The following is an 18,342-nucleotide window of genomic DNA, read 5'->3' as shown; positions in this document are numbered from 1 at the left end:
CTAGCCGGAGCACGCGGTGCGCTGCGCCTCCTGCCACTCGCACACCGGGCAGTACGTCGCGCCGCGCGTGCTCGCCGGATACTCGGTCGGCTCGCCGCACAGTACGCAGTCCGCGAGGGCTTCCGCGTCGGGCGTCGGGGTCGTCTGTGTCACCCGTTCACCGTAGCGCGGGCGCGCAGCACGGCGGCTCCCCGGGGCGGAAGCTGGACGGCCGCGTCCGGGCCCGGCAGCACCTTGCACGACGGCCGGGCCAGCACCACCTCGCACGGCACGTCCAGCGGCACCCGCGCGGGCGCGTCGGAGAAGTTCACGACCGTACGGAAGGGGCCGCGGGCCAGCCGCAGCGTCCGGCCGCCCGCGGTCGCCGCGACCGTGTCGAGCTGGGGATCGGTCAGTGCGGGCTCCGACCTGCGGAGCGCGATCAGCCCGCGGTACCACTCCAGCAGCTCGCGGTGCCCCGCCTTGTCCGGCTCGGCCCAGTCCAGGCACGAGCGGTCCCGGGTCGCGTGGTCCTGCGGATCGGGCACGTCCTCCTCCGCCCAGCCGTGGTCGGCGAATTCGCGGCGCCGCCCGCGCGTGATGGCCGCGCCCAGCTCCGGGTCGTCGTGGTCGGTGAAGAACTGCCAGGGCGTGCCCGCGCCCCACTCCTCGCCCATGAAGAGCATCGGGGTGAACGGCGAGGTCAGGACGAGGGCCGCGGCCACGGTGAGCTGGTCAGGGGTGAGCCGGTCGCCGGTCGCGCGGTTGCCGATCTGGTCGTGCGTCTGCGCGTAGCCCAGCAGCCGGTGGGCGGGCGCGGCGGCCCGGTCCAGCGGGCGGCCGTGGTGCCGGCCGCGGAAGGAGGACCAACTGCCGTCGTGGAAGAAGCCCCCGGTGAGCGTCTTGGCCACCGCGGCGGGCCCGGCGGCGGCGAAATCCGCGTAATAGCCCTGCGCCTCGCCGGTGACGGCCGCGTGCAGGGCGTGGTGGAAGTCGTCGCTCCACTGGGCGTGCAGTCCGAGGCCGCCCGCCTGGCGCGGGGCCGTCGTCCGCGGGTCGTTCAGATCGGACTCGGCGATCAGGAACAGCGGGCGGCCGAGCGCGGCCGACAGCCCGTCCACGGCCGTCGAGAGCTCCTCGAGGAAGTGCAGGGCGCGCGTGTCCACCAGCGCGTGGACGGCGTCGAGCCGCAGCCCGTCGAGCCGGTAGTCGCGCAGCCACGACAGCGCGCTGCCGATCAGGAAGTCCCGCACCTCGTCGGAGCCGGGCGCGTCCAGATTGACCGCGTCGCCCCAGGGGGTGTGGTGCCGGTCGGTGAAGTACGGGCCGAACGGTGGCAGATGGTTGCCCGACGGGCCCAGGTGGTTGTGGACCACGTCGAGGACGACGCCCAGGCACTGCTTGTGCGCCGCGTCGACAAATCGCTTCATTCCCTCGGGGCCGCCGTACGGCTCGTGCACCGCCCACAGCGACACGCCCTCGTACCCCCAGCCGTTGGTGCCGGGGAACGGGCACACCGGCATCAGCTCGATGTGCGTGATGCCCAGCCGGGCCAGGTGCGGCAGCCGCTCGATCGCCGCGTCGAAGGTGCCCTCGGGGGTGAAGGTGCCGACGTGCAGTTCGTAGACCACCGCGCCGGGCAGCGCGCGGCCCGGCCACGGCACCGTCCAGGCGAACGCGTCGTGGTCGACGACGGCGCTCGGCCCGTCCGGGCCCTCCGGCTGGCGGCGCGAGCGCGGATCGGGCAGCGGCGGACCGCCGTCGAGCAGATACGCGTACCGCGTGCCCGGCCCGGCGGACACCTCCGCGCGCCACCAGCCGGCCCGTGCCGGGTCGGGGCCGAGGCCGTGCCGTGTGCGGTCGTCGATCAGGATCTCCACCTGCTGGGCATCCGGCGCCCACACCTCGAACAGCACCCACGGCTCCCGTCTCGTCATCCGGTTCGTTCAGCGTCTTCGGTCTTCCGCGCGGCGGTCTTCCGCGCGGAAGTTCTCCGTACAGCGGTTTTCTGTACGGCGGTACGGCGGTCTTCTGTACGGCAGTCTTCTGTACGGCGGTCTTCTGTACGGGCGCCCCCGAGGCCGTTCCTCGCGGGTGCCCGGGGGCCGTGGCCGCGCCACGGACCCCGGGCACATGCATGCCCACGGAACGGCCTCCCGCATCACCGCGAGCGGATCAGCGGGGGAACATCACACTGCGTCGGGGACGAAGTCGATCCGCTCCTGAACGATCGGATACCCCGCCTTCGCGAAATTCCGCGCCATCGGGACATTCGTCCGGTCGGTGGCCGCCGCGACCTTGACCGCGCCGCGGTCGACCAGGTCGTGAGTGCACTCGACCAGCAGGTCGTACGAGTAACCGCGGCCCCGCTGCTCGGGCACCACGGCGATGAAGCCGATGCACGGGCCGGCCGGATTGCGCGCGGGCACGTGCAGCCCGGCCACCTCGCCGTCCGGGGTGTACGCCACCCGCCGCCAGTCGGCGGGCGAGGGGAACCAGTCGAAGATGCCGATGGTCTCGTCGAGGGCGGCCTCCAGGCCCTGTTCGGCGATCATCCGGCGGTCGTGGGCGTCGAGAGTGCCCTCCATGATGCGGGCCATGACGGCCCGGAAGGCGGTGTCGTCCGGCTCGGGCCGGTACTCAAGACGCCCGGTGCGCGGCGGCAGCGGGCAGTCCGCCGTCCACTCGTAGCGGTACCGCTCGACCAACTCGCGCAGCCCCGCGGCCTCGACGGCCGCCGCGCGGCTCCGCGCCGCCGCCGTCACGTCGGGGCGCTCGCGCCAGTCGGGCGGCAGCAGCAGGCTGTACTCGGTGTTCAGCGGCGCGGCGCGCAGCAGTTCGGTGGCCGCCTCGGCTTCGCCCTCGGCGAAGTCGAACCAGTCCAGGGCCAGCGGCTCGCTGTCCTCGGGCTTGGCCCACCACGCGGCCCGCGCGACGACCTTCGCGCCGCGCAGCGCGACCCACGACCACTCGGGCCGGTACTCGCCGCCCGCGTCGAGGGTCGCGAAGGACTGGCCGAGCAGGGCGCGGCCGACGAACGCGTCGCCGGTGCCGGTACGCGTGCCGGATGCCGTCTCGGCAAGGGAGTTGAACAGGGCGGACTCGCCCGCGACCAGCGGGCGGAAAACCAGATCGGACATGGTGAAGCGATTCCTTCGGGAGTTCGACGGAGCGCTCCCGGGACCATCTCCCCGTGGATCTACGGACGCCCTGCGGAGGGGCGGGAGTGCGGCACAGTGATGTACGTCATCGCTCTCGCCTCCTTCTCGTCCGGTCATGGGCGTGATCGGCACCCTAGGCGGGCGACGGCCGACAAGGCCACCGGTTTTACGCGGCGGCCCTGTTGGGATGTCGACGCGGGTGCGCGGGAGCGGGCGTGGGCGGCTCAGCCCGCCGGGCTCACCTCGCCGCGCTCACCTCTCCGGGGTCAGCAGGGCCACAGGGCTGCGGCCCAGCAGTTCGGCCAGCGGGGCCGCGCCCTCGTACGTCCCGCCGCCCAGGCGGTCGTGCCAGCGGCCCGGAGGGAGCGGCAGCGACGCCTCGCGCCAGCCGCCCGCCGCGGCGAGGCGGGCGGACAGCCGGGTGACGACGGTGAGGGCGGAGCCGCCGCGCAGGAAGGCGAGGCAGTGGTCACCGGCAGGACCCTGCGCGACGAGGGGGATGTACGAGGCGGTGGGGCCGTACCACTCGGGGCGGTCGCGCCGCAGCCGGAGCGCCACCGCGGTCAGGCGCAGCTTGGCCTCGTCGAAGGAGCCCGGCGCGGCGCCGTCCAGCAGGCGGTCCAGGGTGCGGTCGACGCCGAACCGCTGGGTCCCGCCGACCGGCCCGTTCATGGGGCCGCGGTTGTCCGGGTCGACCAGGGTGTACACCGGGAATTCGGTGTTCTGGTAGACGTCGGGCACCCCCGGCATCGTCAGGTGCACCAGCGCCGCGCCGAGCGCGTTGGCGTCGGCGTACGGGGCGAGGGAGTTGACGAATTCGCCGACGTCGTAGACGCCCGCGCCGCACGGGCCCTGCTCGGTGAAGTCGGTGACGGCCTTCTCGTACGCCTCGTCCTGCTCGGTCCACGAGGTGTGCAGGCCCGCCTCGCGGACCGCCTTGAGGGCGGCGGGCACCAGCCGGTCCGGGTGGCAGAAGCCGAGGCCGACGCCGGTCTGGAAGACGGTGTACGCGGTGTGCCGGTCGGGCGCGGGCGCGTCGCCTGACCGCTCGGCGCGGGCCTCGCGGGCGCCCATCCACTCCCGCCAGGCGTCGGGGAGTTCGGACAGGACGGCCAGTCGCAACCGCAGGTCGGCGCTGCGCTTGGTGTCGTGCGTGGACAGGACGGTGCCGGTACCGGGGTGGTCGCGCTGAATCCGCGCGCAATAGGCGTGGAATTCCTCCGGGGCCGTCGCCGGATGCGCCGGGCTGCGGCCGACCTCGCACAGCGACAGCAGCGGCGAGTAGCGGTAGAAGGCGGTGTCCTCGACGGACTTGGCGTGCAGCGCGGAGGCGACCTGCGCGAAGCGGACGGCGAAGTCGTCGGCGTCCTCACCGGGCACCGTCGCGCCCTCGGCCGGGCGGCCGAGCGCAAGGTCGCGCAGCAGGCCGATCGCCGGGGCGAGCCGCCCGTCGGCGCTTTCCGCCGCACTGGAGGCGGCCTCGGTCACCATCAGGGTGTCGCCGGGCGTCGCCGGGGTGCCGGGGCGTACGTACGGGCGGTACACCGGGATACGGACCAGCAGCTCGCGCAGCGCCTCCTCCAGCACGGACGTCGCATAGGGCGCCGTGTAAGGGTCGGTCTCCTGGTGCTCGGCTGTTACCGGCCCGCCCGCCCCCTCGGTCCCGCCGCCCGTGCCGGGGCGCTGCGCCCGCTGCGCGCTCGCCGCGAGGCGGGAGACCTCCGCGGCGAGGTCGTGGCCGACGATGCGGTGGGCGGCGCGCCGCGCGGTCGGCTCCCACCGGCCGCCGCGGCTGTCCTCGACGCCGGTGAACTCCCGGTAGAAGCCGGTCACTTCGGCGACGCCCGCCGGGTCCGTGAACAGCCCGTCGATCCGGTCGAGCGCGTCGTACCCGGTGGTGCCCGCGCACGCCCAGTCGGCGGGCAGCGCCTCGTCCCGCTGGAGGATCTTCTCCACCACCGTCCACCGCCCCTCGCTGGCCTCGGCCAGGCGGCGCAGATAGCCCGCCGGGTCGGCGAGGCCGTCCGGGTGGTCGATCCGCAGCCCGTCGGCGACGCCTTCGCGCAGCAGCCGCAGCACGGTCGCGTGGGTGGCCTCGAAGACGTCCTGCCGCTCGACGCGGACCGCGATCAGGTCGGAGATCGTGAAGAAGCGGCGGTAGTTCAGCTCGGTGCGGGCCTGCCGCCAGTACGCCAGCCGGTACCACTGCGCCTCCACCAGTTCCGGCAGCGGCAGATTCTCCGTGCCCGGCCGCAGCGGGAACCGGTGGTCGTAGTAGCGCAGCACCTCGCCGCCCGCGCGCTTGTCGGAGACCACCGAGAGCTGCCCGAGGACGTCGGGCAGGGGGTCGCCCAGCACAGGCAGCAGCACCTTGCCGCCCAGCGCGGCCCAGTCGATGTCGAACCAGTCGGCGTACGCGGAGCCGGGACCGTCGCGCAGCACCTCCCACAGCGGGCCGTTGAGGTGTTCGGGCGCGGGCACCGCCATGTGGTTGGGGACGATGTCCAGGATCAGGCCGAGGCCGTGCTCGCGGGCGGTGTGCGACAGCGCCCGCAGGCCCTGCTCGCCGCCCAGCTCCTCGCGTACCCGCGAGTGGTCCACCACGTCGTAGCCGTGGGTGGAGCCGGGCACCGCTTCGAGGATCGGCGACAGATGCAGGTGCGAGACGCCGAGCGAGGCCAGGTACGGCACGTGCGCGGCGGTGTCGGCGAAGGTGAAGCCGGGCTGCACCTGCACCCGGTAGGTGGCGGAGGGCGTCACGGGAAGTCCGGTCATGAGGTCTTCTCTACCCCGGATTCGGCCGTGAAGCGGCCGAACGCGCCCGGGTCTCCCCGGACGCCGTCCGTATCGCCGAAAGCGGCCCGTCCTTCCCCGCGGCAGGCCGGCCGCGCCGCCTTAGGCGGAGCCCCGGCCGTGCCGCCTCACGCGGAGCACGTGTCGCGCCGCCGGGCCGCTACAGCGCCGGGCGCTGGAGCACCACCATGCTGCGGTCGGCCAGCTCCACCCGGTCCCCGGCCTGTACGCGCTGGCCGGTGCCCGGCGGGACCCCCCCGGCCAACTGGGTGTCCACCACGAGCTGCCACTCCAAGCCGTGGTTGACCGGGACCACGAACTCCTGCGGCTTCGGCGCCGCGTTGACCATCAGCAGGAACGAGTCGTCGGTGACCGGCTCGCCGCGCGGCCCCGGTTCGGAGATCGCGTTGCCGTTGAGGAAGACCGACATCGACCTGGCGTGCGCCGCCTGCCAGTCGCGCTGCGCCATCTCCTGCCCCTCGGGCGTGAACCAGGCGATGTCCGACAGTTCGTCGTGCGTGCCCTCGACCGGCCGCCCGTGGAAGAAGCGCCGCCGCCTGAACACGGCGTGGTCGCGCCGCAGCCACACCATCGTGCGCAGGAACTCGTGCAACTGCTGCGCCTCGTCGTTCGGCCCGCCGTCGTCCGGCTTGCCGGGCCAGGACACCCACGCCAGTTCGTTGTCCTGGCAGTAGACGTTGTTGTTGCCCTTCTGGGTGCGGCCGAACTCGTCGCCGTGCGAGATCATCGGCACGCCCTGCGAGAGCATCAGCGTGGCGAGGAAGTTGCGCATCTGCCGCCCGCGCAGCGACCGCACCTTCTCGTCCTCCGTCGGCCCCTCCGTACCGCAGTTCCAGGACCGGTTGAAGCTCTCGCCGTCACGGTTGTTCTCGCCGTTGGCTTCGTTGTGCTTGTCGTTGTACGACACCAGGTCGCGCAGCGTGAAACCGTCGTGGCAGGTGACGAAGTTGACCGAGGCCAACGGGCGGCGGCCGTCGTCCTGGTAGAGGTCGGAGGAACCGGTCAGCCGGGAGCCGAACTCGGCCAGCGTGGCGCTCTCGCCGCGCCACAGGTCCCGTACCGTGTCGCGGAACTTCCCGTTCCACTCGGTCCACAGGGGCGGGAAGTTGCCCACCTGGTAGCCGCCCTCGCCGACGTCCCACGGCTCGGCGATCAGCTTCACCTGCGAGACCACCGGGTCCTGCTGGACGAGGTCGAAGAAGGACGAGAGCCGGTCCACCTCGTGGAACTGCCGGGCCAGCGTGGCCGCGAGGTCGAAACGGAAGCCGTCCACGTGCATCTCGGTGACCCAGTAGCGCAGGCTGTCCATGATGAGCTGGAGGACGTGCGGGCTGCGCATCAGCAGGCTGTTGCCGGTGCCCGTGGTGTCCGTGTAGTACCGCTTGTCGCCGCCGAGCCGGTAGTACGAGGCGTTGTCCAGGCCGCGCAGCGACAGCGTCGGCCCGAGGTGGCTCCCCTCGGCCGTGTGGTTGTAGACCACGTCCAGGATCACCTCGATCCCGGCCCGGTGCAGCGCGCGGACCGCCGTCTTGAACTCCAGCACCTGCTGCCCGCGGTCGCCCAGCGAGCAGTACGAATGGTGCGGCGCGAAAAAGCCGATGGTGTTGTAACCCCAGTAGTTCGCGAGGCCCGCGTCCACCAGACGGTGGTCCTGGATGAACTGATGCACCGGCATCAGTTCCAGTGTCGTCACCCCGAGTTCCACCAGATGGCCGATCACGGCCGGGTGAGCCAGCGCCGCGTAGGTGCCGCGGATCTCCTCCGGCAGACCCGGGTGAGTCATCGTCAGGCCCTTGACGTGGGCCTCGTAGATGATGGTCTTGTGATAATCGATCCGCGGGGCGCGGTCGTCGGCCCAGTCGAAGTACGGATTCACCACGACGGACGTCATGGTGTGCGGGGCGGAGTCCAGATCGTTGCGCGAGTCGGGCTGTCCGAAGCGGTAGCCGTAGACCGCCTCGTCCCAGTCGATGCTGCCGCTCATCGCCTTGGCGTACGGGTCGAGGAGCAGCTTCGCGGAGTTGCAGCGGTGGCCGCGGGGCGGGTCGTAGGGCCCGTGCACCCGGAAGCCGTACCGCTGACCCGGCATCACCCCCGGCAGGTAGGCGTGCCGTACGAAGGCGTCCGCCTCGCGCAGCTCGACGGCCGTCTCCGACCCGTCGTCGTGCAGCAGGCACAGCTCGATACGGGACGCCACCTCGGAGAAGACGGCGAAGTTGGTGCCCGCGCCGTCGAAGGTGGCACCCAGGGGGTACGACTGACCCGGCCAGACTTGCATCTCGTGACTCTTCCACTCCCGGACCGGGAGAGCGCGGACCGATTCCGCGTTCCCGGCCAGCTTCGTTGCCGAGAGTGCATCCTCCCACCTGGTCCACCCGAGGGTGACAAAGCCACAACAGCCAGCTACCGCAAGGGTGATGAGCTTGTCCGGTAGTAGTCAAGTAGGGTCAACAGGGCTGCGGGGCACCCTGCACCGCAGTACCCTTCCTTGATCGTGGACGGGGGTGGGAGGCGGGTGGCGTGGAGACGTCCGGAGGTCTGATGCTCCCGGGTGGTGGAGATCAGGAGGACCGTCAGGTCGCGGACGGTGCCGCCGCCGAGGCGGTGCAGAGCGCGGTCACCCTCGCCCAGCCGCTGGAGATCGGAGCGGAGCTGGACTGGGGCGCGGAAGCCTGGTCGGAGGTGCGCACCCGCGCCACGCGCGCCGGGCGGGCCTACGTATGGCTCAACCTCGTGGAACAGCGCCTGCGCGCCGTCGTCAACGCGGTGCTGCGCCCGATCTACGAGCCCGTGCACGGCGAGGAGTGGGTGGTCGCCGCGGCGGGCCCGGCCGGGCACGAATGGGTGCAACGGGCCGTCGCCGTACGGGAAGTGAGCCGCCGTAAGGGCTTCCTGCTCGACCCCGCCGACGACAATGTGCTCAGCTTTCTGACGCTGCCCCAGCTCCGCGAACTGGTCGTCCAGCACTGGCCGTGCTTCGAGCCGTACTTCGACGACCGCCGCGACCTCGAACTCGCCCTGGACGAGCTGGAGGTGGCCCGGCACGTCGTCTCGCGCAACCGGGCGCTGTCCAGGACCGTCCTGGACCAGGCCGAGCGGGCCGCCGCCAAGCTGCTGGAGCTGCTGGGCGCGGGACCCGCCCGTACGGCCGCGCAGCGGCTGCCGGTGGACGCCGTCGAGGACCTGGTCGCCGACCGCTACTCCGACGTCATCGGCGTCTACCCGGACCGCGTGCGGCTGCAACGGCAGCTCCCCGTCGAGGACTTGTTCTCCGGCGCGCGCCGGCTCGACGCGATAGGCATCGGCCTCAATCTGCTGGTGCAGAACTACTCGGGGCGGCGCCTGGTGCGGCTCGCCGAGTCCGGCTGCCGGGTCAGACTGCTCTTCCTCAACCCCGCGAGCAGTACGGTCCGCCGCCGCGAGCGGGAACTGGGCCTGGGGCGCGGTGAGCTGGCCAGGTCGGTCGAGATGAACATCATGCACATGCGCCGGGTGCGGGCCCGGCTGCGGGACCCCGACGCCTTCGAGATCCGGGTCTTCGACGAGACCCCGCGCTTCACCGCCTACCTCGTCGACGGCGACACCGGCGACGGCCTGGCCGTCGTGCAGTCCTATCTGCGGCGGGCCCGCGGCATGGAGGTGCCGGTGCTGCTGCTGCGCGGCGGGTCCCGGCAGGTGGTCGCCGAGGAAGGGCCCGCGGAACACGGGCTCTTCGAGGTCTACCGCGAGGAGTTCGAGGGCATCTGGACGGATTCCCGTCCCGTGTCGTGACCTCCGGGGGAGGGGCGGGGACGCCCCGGGAAACGGAACCCCGCCGTCCGGCGCTGTCAGTGGTCCGCGCGATGATGGCAGGGCACACGGGGGTTACGGGGAAATGGGTGGGAAGGATGCTCGCCATGGCATGGCATGAGGAGCTGTTGGTCGGGTTCGACCTGGAGACGACGGGGACGGATCCGCGCCAGGCGCGGATCGTGACCGCGGCGGTCACCGAGGTGAAGGACGGGGAGCCGGTACGGCACCGGGCGTGGCTGGCCAATCCCGGCGTCGCCATTCCCGAGGAGACCACCGCCATCCACGGCATAAGCACCGCCCGCGCGGCGGCCGAGGGGCGCCCGGCGCCGGAGGTCGTCGCCGAGATCGCCGACGCCCTGCGGGGGTACTGGGCGGCCGGGGTGCCCGTCGTCGTCTACAACGCGCCCTTCGATCTCACCCTGCTGGACGAGGAGTTGCGGCGGTACGCGCTGCCGCCGCTGGCCGTTCCCGGGGCCCGCCCGGGGCCCGTGCTCGACCCGCTGGTGATGGACCGCGCCCTCGACAAGTACCGGCGCGGCAAGCGCACCCTGGAGGCCGCCTGCGGCGTCTACGGTGTCGTCCTCGACGGCGCGCACGAAGCGGGCGCCGACGCCCTCGCCGCCGTCCGCGTCGCCCGCGCCCTCGCCGCCCGCTACCCCCAGGTCGCCGACGCCGACCTCTGGGACCTCTACGACGAGCAGCGCGGCTGGTACGCCGACTGGGCCGAGGACTTCGCCTCCTGGCTCCGCCGCAAGGGGTCCGCCGACGCCTCCACCATCGACCGCGCCTGGCCGCTGCGCGTCTCCGCCGCCTGACCCCTCCGGGGCCGGTCACCCGCCAACCCGCGGCCCGCCGCTGCGGCGGATTGAAGAGGCACCCCCTCTTCGGCTCACCTGTGCGTCGCGGTCAACTAGGGGCCGTGCGGGGGGTGATGGGGTGGGGAAGCGGTGCCTTCCTTGAAGGCCGCCGCGGTGGGGCGGGGTCAGAAGGAGTACCAGCGGACGGTGGGGTCGGCGGCTCTCAGCGAAGCGACACGTCGGCGGAATTCGTTGAGGGCGGCCGGGCTGGCGGGGGCGTGCTGGGCGACCCAGGCGCAACTGGCGGTCTCGCGGGCACCGCGCAGGACGGTGATGCCGGGCCACTCGGTGACGTCCCAGCCATAGGCGGCGGTGAAGGCGTCGTACGCCGCCGCGGGCACCCCGTAGCGGTCACGGCTGAGCGCCTGGACGACGAGGTCGTGCTCGCGCAGGTCGGAGGAGAAGGTCTCCAGGTCGACCAGGACCGGCCCGTCGGGCCCGATGTGCACGTTGCGCGGCAGCGCGTCCCCGTGGATCGGCCCGCGCTCCAGGTGCGGTACGAGCTCGGCCGCGGCGGTCGCGAAACCGTCGCGCCGATTGCGCAGATACGCGGCGTCCGCCGGATCGATCGCGTCCCCGGCCAGCCGCAGCCAGCGCTCGACCCCGCCGAGCAGCTCACGCGGCGGCAGCCCGAAGTCCGGCTCGGGCAGCGCGTGCACGAGCAGCAGCAGCGGCGCCACATCGGCGGGCTCCGCGGGCCGCAGCGGCTCGGGCAGCCGCTGCCAGTACGTGATCGGGTGGCCGTCCACCAGCCGCACCTCGGACTCCGCCGAGCGCACGGCGGGCACATCGTGCTTGGCCAGCCAGTCGGCGGTGCGCACCTCGCGCCGGGCCCGCTCCAGCAGATCGGCGCTGCGGCCGATCTTGATTACCAGACGCCCGGCGGCGTAGACCGCGTTCTCGCCGAAGGCGAGCAGCTCGGCCTCGTGATGCCCGGCGGCATCCAGCACCGCCCGCGCCCGCTCCCGCGTGAACACCCTCGTGTCCGCCATGCCGAAACCCGAACCCTTCGCCGAATCGCCCGCAGTCCCGAATCGTCCACTGTCCCGTACCGCCGCGCCCGCCCGCGCCCTCCCCGTACGCCCCCGCCGTGTCACGCGCCGCCCCACCGACGTGCCGCTTTCCGTACCGCATATGCCGACAGCATCGGTCAACGGCGCGGAACTAGGCCAGTGTCGCATCCGCGCGCCCCCTGAACGCGCGTCACCGGCTGAGAATGCGCCGTGAATACGCCCGAATACGTCGGGCGCGCAGCGATGAATCCTGGCCGCCCGGCCGGTCGGTATCCATGAAGGCCCGTCCGGGGGCCAGGTCCAGGAGAGGCGGAGAAGACTGTGACGGCGGCACCCGGCCCGACGGAACCCCTGGTCGTGGACGTGACCGGGCTCCCCGGCGGCGCGCCCGGCACCATCGGCGCGCTCGCCCGGCTGGGGCTGGCCGCGCACAGGACCGGGCACACCGTGCGGTTGCGCGGCGCCACCGCGGAACTCCGCGAATTGCTCGAACTCGCCGGGCTAGCGGGGCAGTTCGAGTGGGAGGCCGAAAAGCGGGAATAGGTGCGCGGTGTCGAGGAACGCGTTGATGCCGGTGATCCGGCCGTCGGTGATCTCCAGCACCTGGAGCGCCCACGGGTGGTGGCCGCCCTCCGGGCCGTTCGACCGGTACTGCCCGAAGCCGGGCGATCCGTTCGCCCACACCGGCAGCAGCCGGGAGTCCTTGCACTCGATACCGGTGCCGAGGAACCAGTCGCGTATGTCCTGGTGACCCTGGAGCCACAGGGCGTACGGCGGCATGGACAGCGTGACGTCCTCGTGCAGCAGGGCGGTCAGCGAATCGAGGTCGTAGCGCTCGAAGGCGTCCACATAGCGCGCGAGCAGCTTCTCCTGCGCCTCGTCCATCGGCGCGGCGGCGGCCTTGGCGTAGTCGGTCCCCGCCGTGCTCACCCCGGCCTCGCTGAGCGTGGCGCGGGCGCGCTGCAACGCGCTGTTGACCGACGCCACCGTCGTACCGAGCAGTTCCGCGGTCTCGCTGGCCTTCCAGGCCAGCACCTCGCGCAGGATCAGGACGGCCCGCTGCCGGGCGGGCAGGTGCTGGAGGGCGGCGACGAAGGCCAGCTTGATCGTCTCGCGGGAGACCACGACATCGGCCGGGTCGCCGGAGGACGGCAGGGCGCGGACGTCGGGCACCGGCTCGATCCAGACGCTCTCCGGGGAGGCGGCGGGCAGCGTCGCGTCGGCGTGCGACGCGGGGGACAGGTCCATCGGGCGGGCCCGGCGCTTGCCCGCGTTGAGACTGTCCAGGCACACATTGGTCGCGATCCGGTACAGCCAGGAGCGGAACGAGGCCCGCCCCTCGAAGCCGCGCTGCCCGCGCCAGGCGCGGACCAGCGTCTCCTGCACGGCGTCCTCGGCCTCGAACACCGAGCCGAGCATGCGGTAGCAGTAGCCGGTCAGCTCTGCCCGGTGCTCCTCAAGACGGAGCTCCACCTCGTCGGCAGCCAGGGCGGTACCGCTCCCGGCGCTTTCGCTCTCTCTCACGGTCACGCTTTCCACACTAGGCCCGCCCACTGACAACGAGCCCGGAAAAGGGGCCCGGAACACCGCCCGGAACGCGCCGGAGCCCCCGTCCCGGGCGGGACGGGGGCTCCGTGACCTGCGGAGAAACGCGGGATCCGAATTTTCCGAGGTAATTTTCGCGCCGGGCCGAGGCGGGCCGGGCCGGGCCGGGAACAGGTCCCGGGGCCCTTCCCGGCCCCTGGTCGGGGATCAGGCCCCGGCCGGGGATCAGACCCGGTCGGGCACCTGGTCCCGGTACGGCTCCTCCGGCAGCGCGACGACCGGCGGCGGGGCCAGGGTCGACTCGTCGTGCGTCATGTCGGGCAGCCGGTGCATCCAGCGCGGCAGGTACCAGTTGCGCTCGCCGAGCAGGCTCATCACGGCCGGGAGCAGCACCCCGCGGATGACGGTCGCGTCGATCAGCACCGCGAAGGCCAGGCCGACACCCATCTGCTTCATGCTCTGCATGGACAGCGTCCCGAAGATCGCGAACACGGCGACCATGATGACGGCGGCGCTGGTCACGACGCCCGCGGTGGTGGTGATGCCGTGCTCGATCGCGCCGCGGGTGCTCATCCCGCGCACCTTGGCCTCGCGGATCCGGGAGACCACGAACACGTGGTAGTCCATGCTCAGCCCGAACAGGATCACGAAGAGGAACAGCGGCAGCCAGGCCACCACCGCGCCCGTACCGGTGGCGCCCACCAGCGACGCGCCCCAGCCGTGCTGGAAGACCGCGGACAGGATGCCGTAGGCCGCGCCCACCGAGAGCAGATTCAGCACGATCGAGGTCAGCGCGATGGTCAGCGACCTGAAGGACAGCAGCATCAGCAGGAAGGCGAAGACGGTCACGAAGGCGAAGACCGGCAGCACACTGCTGGTGATCTTGGCCGTGAAGTCCATCGACCCGGCCGTCCCGCCGGTCACCGGCGCCTGGAGGCCGTCGACCTTGCCGAGCGTGTCGGGCCGTACGTGGTCGCGCAGCGTCCGCACGTTGTCCTGGGCCTTGGCGCGGTCGCTGCCGCCGGCCAGCGGTACGTCGATCTGGGCGACGTTCTGCGCGGCGTGCACGGTCAGGGTGACCGGGCCCTTGCTGGCACCCGAGGACACGGCCTCGGCGCGGAAGGCGGCGATGGCCTTCTTGACCGCCGGGGCGTTGATGTCGTCGGCCTTGACGACCACGTTGGCCTGGTCGGGACCGCCGGGGAACGCCTCGTTGATGTGTTCGTAGGTCTGGATGATCGGCAGCTTGCTGCCCAGTTCCTGCGGCATCGACAGATTCGCGGTCTTCATGCCGAACGCGGGGAGCGCGATGACCAGCAGCGCGCCGCCCGCCATCACCGTGGCGGTCTTGGGGTGGCTCAGCACCGGGCCCAGGACGGTCTTCCAGAAGCGGCTGCTGGGGTTGGCGGCGCGCCGGGCGGAGTTCTTCCGGCCGCGGTTCAGGAACGGGATGCGGCCCTTCTCGACCCGGTGGCCGAGCAGCGACAGCAGCGCGGGCAGCACGGTGACCGAACCGAACATCGCGATGGCGACGACGATCATCGTGGCCAGGCCCATCGCCTTGAAGTCACCGATGCCGGTGAAGAGCATGCCCGCCATGGCCACGATCACGGTGATGCCGGAGATCAGGATGGCCCGCCCCGAGGTGGCCGCCGCGATCTTGATCGCGGTCTGTCCGTCGTGCCCCGCGGCCCGCTCCTCACGCTCGCGGCGCAGGTAGAACAGGCAGTAGTCGACGCCGACGGCCAGGCCGACCAGCAGCATCACGGAGTTGGCGGTGTCGCTCATCGGGATGATGTGGCTGACCATCGCCACCACACCGCCCGCGGCCATGAACGCCGTCATCGCCAGCGCCACCGGCAGCAGCGCCGCGACCAGCGCGCCGAACGCGATCAGCAGGATGCCCAGTGCCACGGGCACGGCGGAGAACTCGGCGGTCTTGAAGTCGCTGCCGAAGGCGTCGTTGAGCACCTTCCCGCCGCTCGCGTCGCCGAATTCCTCGATCCGCAGGTCCGCGTGGCGCGACTGGACCTTCTTCACCGCGTCCATGACCGGCTGCACCTTGTCGGGCGCGTCGTCCGCCAGGCCGAGCATGTCGAAGCGGACCAGCGCCGAACGCCGGTCGGCGGAGACGGCCTTGGTGTCATAGGGCGAGGTGACCGCGGTGACCTTGCCCGTGCCCTTGACCGCGGTCATCACATCGGCGACCGCGGTGCGGAAGGCCGGGTCGGTCGCGTGACCCGAGCCCTTGGCCTGGATCAGCACCATCTCGCCCGCCGCGCTCTTGAGCCCGGCGTTCTCCTTGATCGTGGCGGCCTGGTTGATCTCGCCGGACATCGACTTGTCCTGGTCGAGGTCGACCCGGCCCGCCGACTGCCCGACGAACATCGCCAGGATGACGAAGAGCAGCCACCCGCCCACCGCCGCCCAGCGGTGCCGGGCGCTCCAACCGCCCATAGCCGCCGCGATGCCCATCCTGCTGCCGTGTGCGCCTGAGCGACTCACGGTGTCCCCCTTGAAGGATCGTCATGGGTGGCGGCCTGACCTGGTGATCCGGGGCCGCTCCGTACGCCTATGACGCTATGGGGACTCGGGGCGCCGACCCATCCGGCCTGCTGGTGACTTCCGGGAGGGCGGGCTCCCCCTCAGGGGTGGGGACAACCCCACCATGGCCGGGAAGTTGGCCCTTACACCGACACCAGTCGGCGCGCGGGCAGCAGCGCCTCGTCGTACCGGCGCAGCAGCAGTTCGGCCAGCTCCGGCGCGGCGCCGAGCACCGGCGCGAGCACGTCGGCGCCCGCCTCCCGCGCGCCGCGGGCGATCCGGTCGGGCAGGAAGCCCGGCGCGATGACGTACGGGGCCACGGCGATCCGGCGGACGCCCTCGGCGCGCAGCGCGCGTACGGCGTCCTCGGTGCGCGGCAGGGCGGCGGAGGCGAACGCGGGCCGCACGGCGCGCCATCCGGTGCGCCGCCACTCCCGCGCGATGTCGGCGATCACCGCCCTGGCCTCCGGGTCGGTGGAGCCCGCGGAGGCCAGCACCACACCGGTCGAGGCGCGGTCGCCCGGCCGCAGCCCGGCCTCCGTCAGCCGCCGCTCCAAGGTGGCGACCAGCAGCGGCGACGGGCCGAGCACGTCGGCCTGCGTGATCCGCAGCCGGGAGGGGGCGTCCCGCAGTACGGCGGGGATGTCGGCCTTGGCGTGGAAGGCGCGGGTCAGCAGCAGCGGAAGGGCGACGGTCTCCCGTACGCCCTCGGCCGCCAGCCGTTCCAGCACCTGGGGCACCGAGGGGACGCAGAAGTCCAGGAAGCCGGTCTCGACCCGCAGACCCGGCCGCGCCGCCCTGACCCGCCGGGTCAGCGCGCGCACGGTCTCGGCGTGCCGCGGGTCGCGGGAACCGTGCGCGATGACGACCAGGGGGGGCCGGGCGGCGGGGCGCACTACTGCTGGGCCCCGGCGGTCAGGCCGCGGCTGCGCAGCACCCAGCGCTCCAGCGGGCTGAAGATGATCTGGTCGATGGCGATGCCGACGAACAGGATCAGCAGGATGCCGAGGAAGACCCCGGCCATGTCGGAACCCTCGCGCATGTTCTCCAGGTAGCGGCCGAGGCCGACGCCCAAGTCCGGTGAGGACGCGATGAGTTCGGCGGCCATCAGGGAGCGCCAGGAGAACGCCCAGCCCTGCTTGAGGCCCGCGACGTAACCGGGCAGCGCGGCGGGCAGCAGGATGAACCAGGCGCCGCGCAGGCCGGTCGCGCCGATGGTGCGGCCCGCGCGCAGGTACAGCGGCGGCACCTGGTCGATGCCGGACACCAGGCCGTTGGCGATCGACGGCACCGCGCCCAGCAGGATCACCGTGTACATCGCCGAGTCGTTGATGCCCAGCCAGATCACCGCGGCGGGCACCCACGCCACCGACGGCAGCGACTGGAGCCCGGACAGGATCGGGCCGATCGCCGCCCGGACGAACGGCACACGGGCCACCAGCAGGCCCAGCGGGGTGCCGATGGCCAGCGCGGCGACGAAGCCGAGCAGGCCGCGCTGCACGCTGGTCCAGATGATGGAGAGCAGGTCGCCCTCGTTCCACCGCTCGGACAGCGCCTGGCCGACGGCGTGCGGGCTGGGCAGCTTCGTCGGGTCGGAGAAACCGCCCCACACCGCGAGCTGCCAGACCACCAGCACCAGCAGGATCGCGGTGACCGGCGGCAGCACCTTCTTGAACAGGATCTCCCAGAAGGGCGCCCGCCGGACCTCGACGGTCTCCAGCGCGTCGAGGCCCGCTTCGAGCCCTGACAGGTCGTGCCGGTCCGCGGCGCCCGGCCCGTCCGTCTTCCCGAGCGGGACGGCGCCTTGCGCGGACGTCTCAGTGCTGGCCATGGCGGCGGATCTCCCCACGCAGTTCTTCGGTGATCTCGACGGACAGGTCCGCCACGGCCGCGTCCTCGATACGGCGCGGCTGCGGGATGTCGATGGTCCACTCACGGGCGATCCGCCCCGGCCGCGACGACATCAGCACGACCCGCTCGGCGAGCCGTACCGCCTCCCGGACGTTGTGCGTCACGAACAGCACCGACAGGTCGGTCTCGGACCAGATCCGGGTCAGCTCGTCGTGCAGCACATCGCGGGTGATGGCGTCCAGCGCCGCGAACGGCTCGTCCATCAGCAGCAGTTGGCTGTCCTGGGCGAGCGCGCGGGCCAGTGCCACGCGCTGCCGCATACCGCCGGACAGCTCGTGCACCCGCTTGCCGTACGCGCCGCCGAGCCGTACGAGGTCCAGCAGCCGCTCGGCCTCGGGGCGGCGCTCCTCACGGGGCACGCCCCGCAGCCGCAGGGCCAGTTCGATGTTCTTGCCCGCCGTCAGCCACGGGAACAGCGCGTGTTCCTGGAACATCAGGGCGGGCCGCCCGCCGGGCGCCGCGATGGCGCCCGCGGACGGCTTGTCGAGTCCGGCGACCAGATTGAGCAGGGTGGACTTGCCGCACCCCGAGGCCCCCAGGAGGCAGACGAACTCACCGGGCCGCACGTCGAGCGTGATGTCGTCCAGCACGAGTTGCCGGGCGCCGGGCCTGCCGAACGCCTTCGACACATGGTCGAGCCGCGCGGCGTACGCCTCGGGCTCCGCGGTCTGCGCGTCGGCACTGGTGAGGGTGTCGGCCATGGGTGTCACCTCCTGGGGTCCTACG

14 protein-coding genes are annotated in these 18,342 nt (G+C 72.5%); 3 read left to right on the top strand and 11 right to left on the bottom strand.

Features of this window, described 5'->3' with window-relative positions:
- The 5 genes from ACZ4EF_RS30110 to glgX form a co-directional block, all read right to left on the bottom strand.
- The gene (locus tag ACZ4EF_RS30110) at positions 1–153 is read right to left on the bottom strand and encodes a hypothetical protein (RefSeq protein ID WP_223186409.1); all 153 of its coding nucleotides are present in this window, start codon (positions 151–153) and stop codon (positions 1–3) included.
- Positions 150–1,916 (bottom strand): malto-oligosyltrehalose trehalohydrolase, encoded by a 1,767-nt coding sequence (gene treZ / locus ACZ4EF_RS30105; protein ID WP_467346463.1) that lies wholly within the window; start codon positions 1,914–1,916, stop codon positions 150–152. The genes ACZ4EF_RS30110 and treZ overlap by 4 nt, the downstream gene beginning before the upstream one ends.
- A gap of 252 nt (positions 1,917–2,168) precedes the next feature.
- Positions 2,169–3,119 carry a GNAT family N-acetyltransferase gene (locus ACZ4EF_RS30100; RefSeq protein WP_391163891.1) on the bottom strand — a complete coding sequence of 317 codons (951 nt, stop codon included), beginning with the start codon at positions 3,117–3,119 and terminating at the stop codon, positions 2,169–2,171.
- A gap of 273 nt (positions 3,120–3,392) precedes the next feature.
- Positions 3,393–5,915: a malto-oligosyltrehalose synthase gene (gene treY / locus ACZ4EF_RS30095; RefSeq protein ID WP_391163892.1), complete on the bottom strand. Its 2,523-nt coding sequence runs from the start codon at positions 5,913–5,915 to the stop codon at positions 3,393–3,395.
- A gap of 178 nt (positions 5,916–6,093) precedes the next feature.
- Positions 6,094–8,232, bottom strand: a complete 2,139-nt coding sequence (gene glgX, locus ACZ4EF_RS30090) for a glycogen debranching protein GlgX (RefSeq protein ID WP_467507215.1) — start codon at positions 8,230–8,232, stop codon at positions 6,094–6,096.
- 263 nt (positions 8,233–8,495) lie between these two features.
- Between glgX and ACZ4EF_RS30085 the strand changes: the two genes are divergently transcribed.
- Together ACZ4EF_RS30085 and ACZ4EF_RS30080 are read left to right on the top strand one after the other, a co-directional pair.
- Positions 8,496–9,725, top strand: a complete 1,230-nt coding sequence (locus tag ACZ4EF_RS30085; RefSeq protein WP_355338811.1) for an SAV2148 family HEPN domain-containing protein — start codon at positions 8,496–8,498, stop codon at positions 9,723–9,725.
- Positions 9,726–9,850: 125 nt separating this feature from the next.
- On the top strand, positions 9,851–10,561 hold the full coding sequence (locus ACZ4EF_RS30080; RefSeq protein WP_391048729.1) for a 3'-5' exonuclease: 711 nt from the start codon (positions 9,851–9,853) through the stop codon (positions 10,559–10,561).
- Positions 10,562–10,728: 167 nt separating this feature from the next.
- Here the strand turns inward: ACZ4EF_RS30080 and ACZ4EF_RS30075 are convergent, their stop codons facing one another.
- Positions 10,729–11,595, bottom strand: a complete 867-nt coding sequence (locus tag ACZ4EF_RS30075; protein WP_355338711.1) for an aminoglycoside phosphotransferase family protein — start codon at positions 11,593–11,595, stop codon at positions 10,729–10,731.
- Between the two features lie 342 nt (positions 11,596–11,937).
- On the opposite strand from ACZ4EF_RS30075, the gene ACZ4EF_RS30070 reads away from it, so the two are divergent.
- Positions 11,938–12,159 carry an STAS domain-containing protein gene (locus ACZ4EF_RS30070; protein ID WP_188280389.1) on the top strand — a complete coding sequence of 74 codons (222 nt, stop codon included), beginning with the start codon at positions 11,938–11,940 and terminating at the stop codon, positions 12,157–12,159.
- On the opposite strand, the gene ACZ4EF_RS30065 is transcribed toward ACZ4EF_RS30070, so the two are convergent.
- From ACZ4EF_RS30065 to ACZ4EF_RS30045, 5 genes are all read right to left on the bottom strand, one after another.
- Positions 12,118–13,140, bottom strand: a complete 1,023-nt coding sequence (locus ACZ4EF_RS30065; protein WP_355338814.1) for a sigma-70 family RNA polymerase sigma factor — start codon at positions 13,138–13,140, stop codon at positions 12,118–12,120. The genes ACZ4EF_RS30070 and ACZ4EF_RS30065 overlap by 42 nt on opposite strands.
- A 246-nt stretch (positions 13,141–13,386) precedes the next feature.
- The gene (locus ACZ4EF_RS30060) at positions 13,387–15,636 is read right to left on the bottom strand and encodes an MMPL family transporter (RefSeq protein WP_467507286.1); all 2,250 of its coding nucleotides are present in this window, start codon (positions 15,634–15,636) and stop codon (positions 13,387–13,389) included.
- 212 nt (positions 15,637–15,848) lie between these two features.
- Positions 15,849–16,601, bottom strand: a complete 753-nt coding sequence (locus tag ACZ4EF_RS30055) for a sirohydrochlorin chelatase (RefSeq protein WP_467507213.1) — start codon at positions 16,599–16,601, stop codon at positions 15,849–15,851.
- Positions 16,601–17,536 (bottom strand): ABC transporter permease, encoded by a 936-nt coding sequence (locus ACZ4EF_RS30050; protein WP_355338720.1) that lies wholly within the window; start codon positions 17,534–17,536, stop codon positions 16,601–16,603. The genes ACZ4EF_RS30055 and ACZ4EF_RS30050 overlap by 1 nt, the downstream gene beginning before the upstream one ends.
- Complete coding sequence (locus tag ACZ4EF_RS30045; RefSeq protein ID WP_391048725.1) at positions 17,523–18,326, bottom strand: ABC transporter ATP-binding protein; 804 nt, start codon at positions 18,324–18,326, stop codon at positions 17,523–17,525. Before ACZ4EF_RS30045 ends, ACZ4EF_RS30050 begins: the two co-directional genes overlap by 14 nt.
- Between the last annotated feature and the right edge of the window lie 16 nt (positions 18,327–18,342).

Source organism: Streptomyces sp. NPDC025721 (assembly GCF_055558595.1).
Note: the sequence above shows the minus strand (reverse complement) of the source record. Positions and strands in the feature narration are given on the sequence as shown.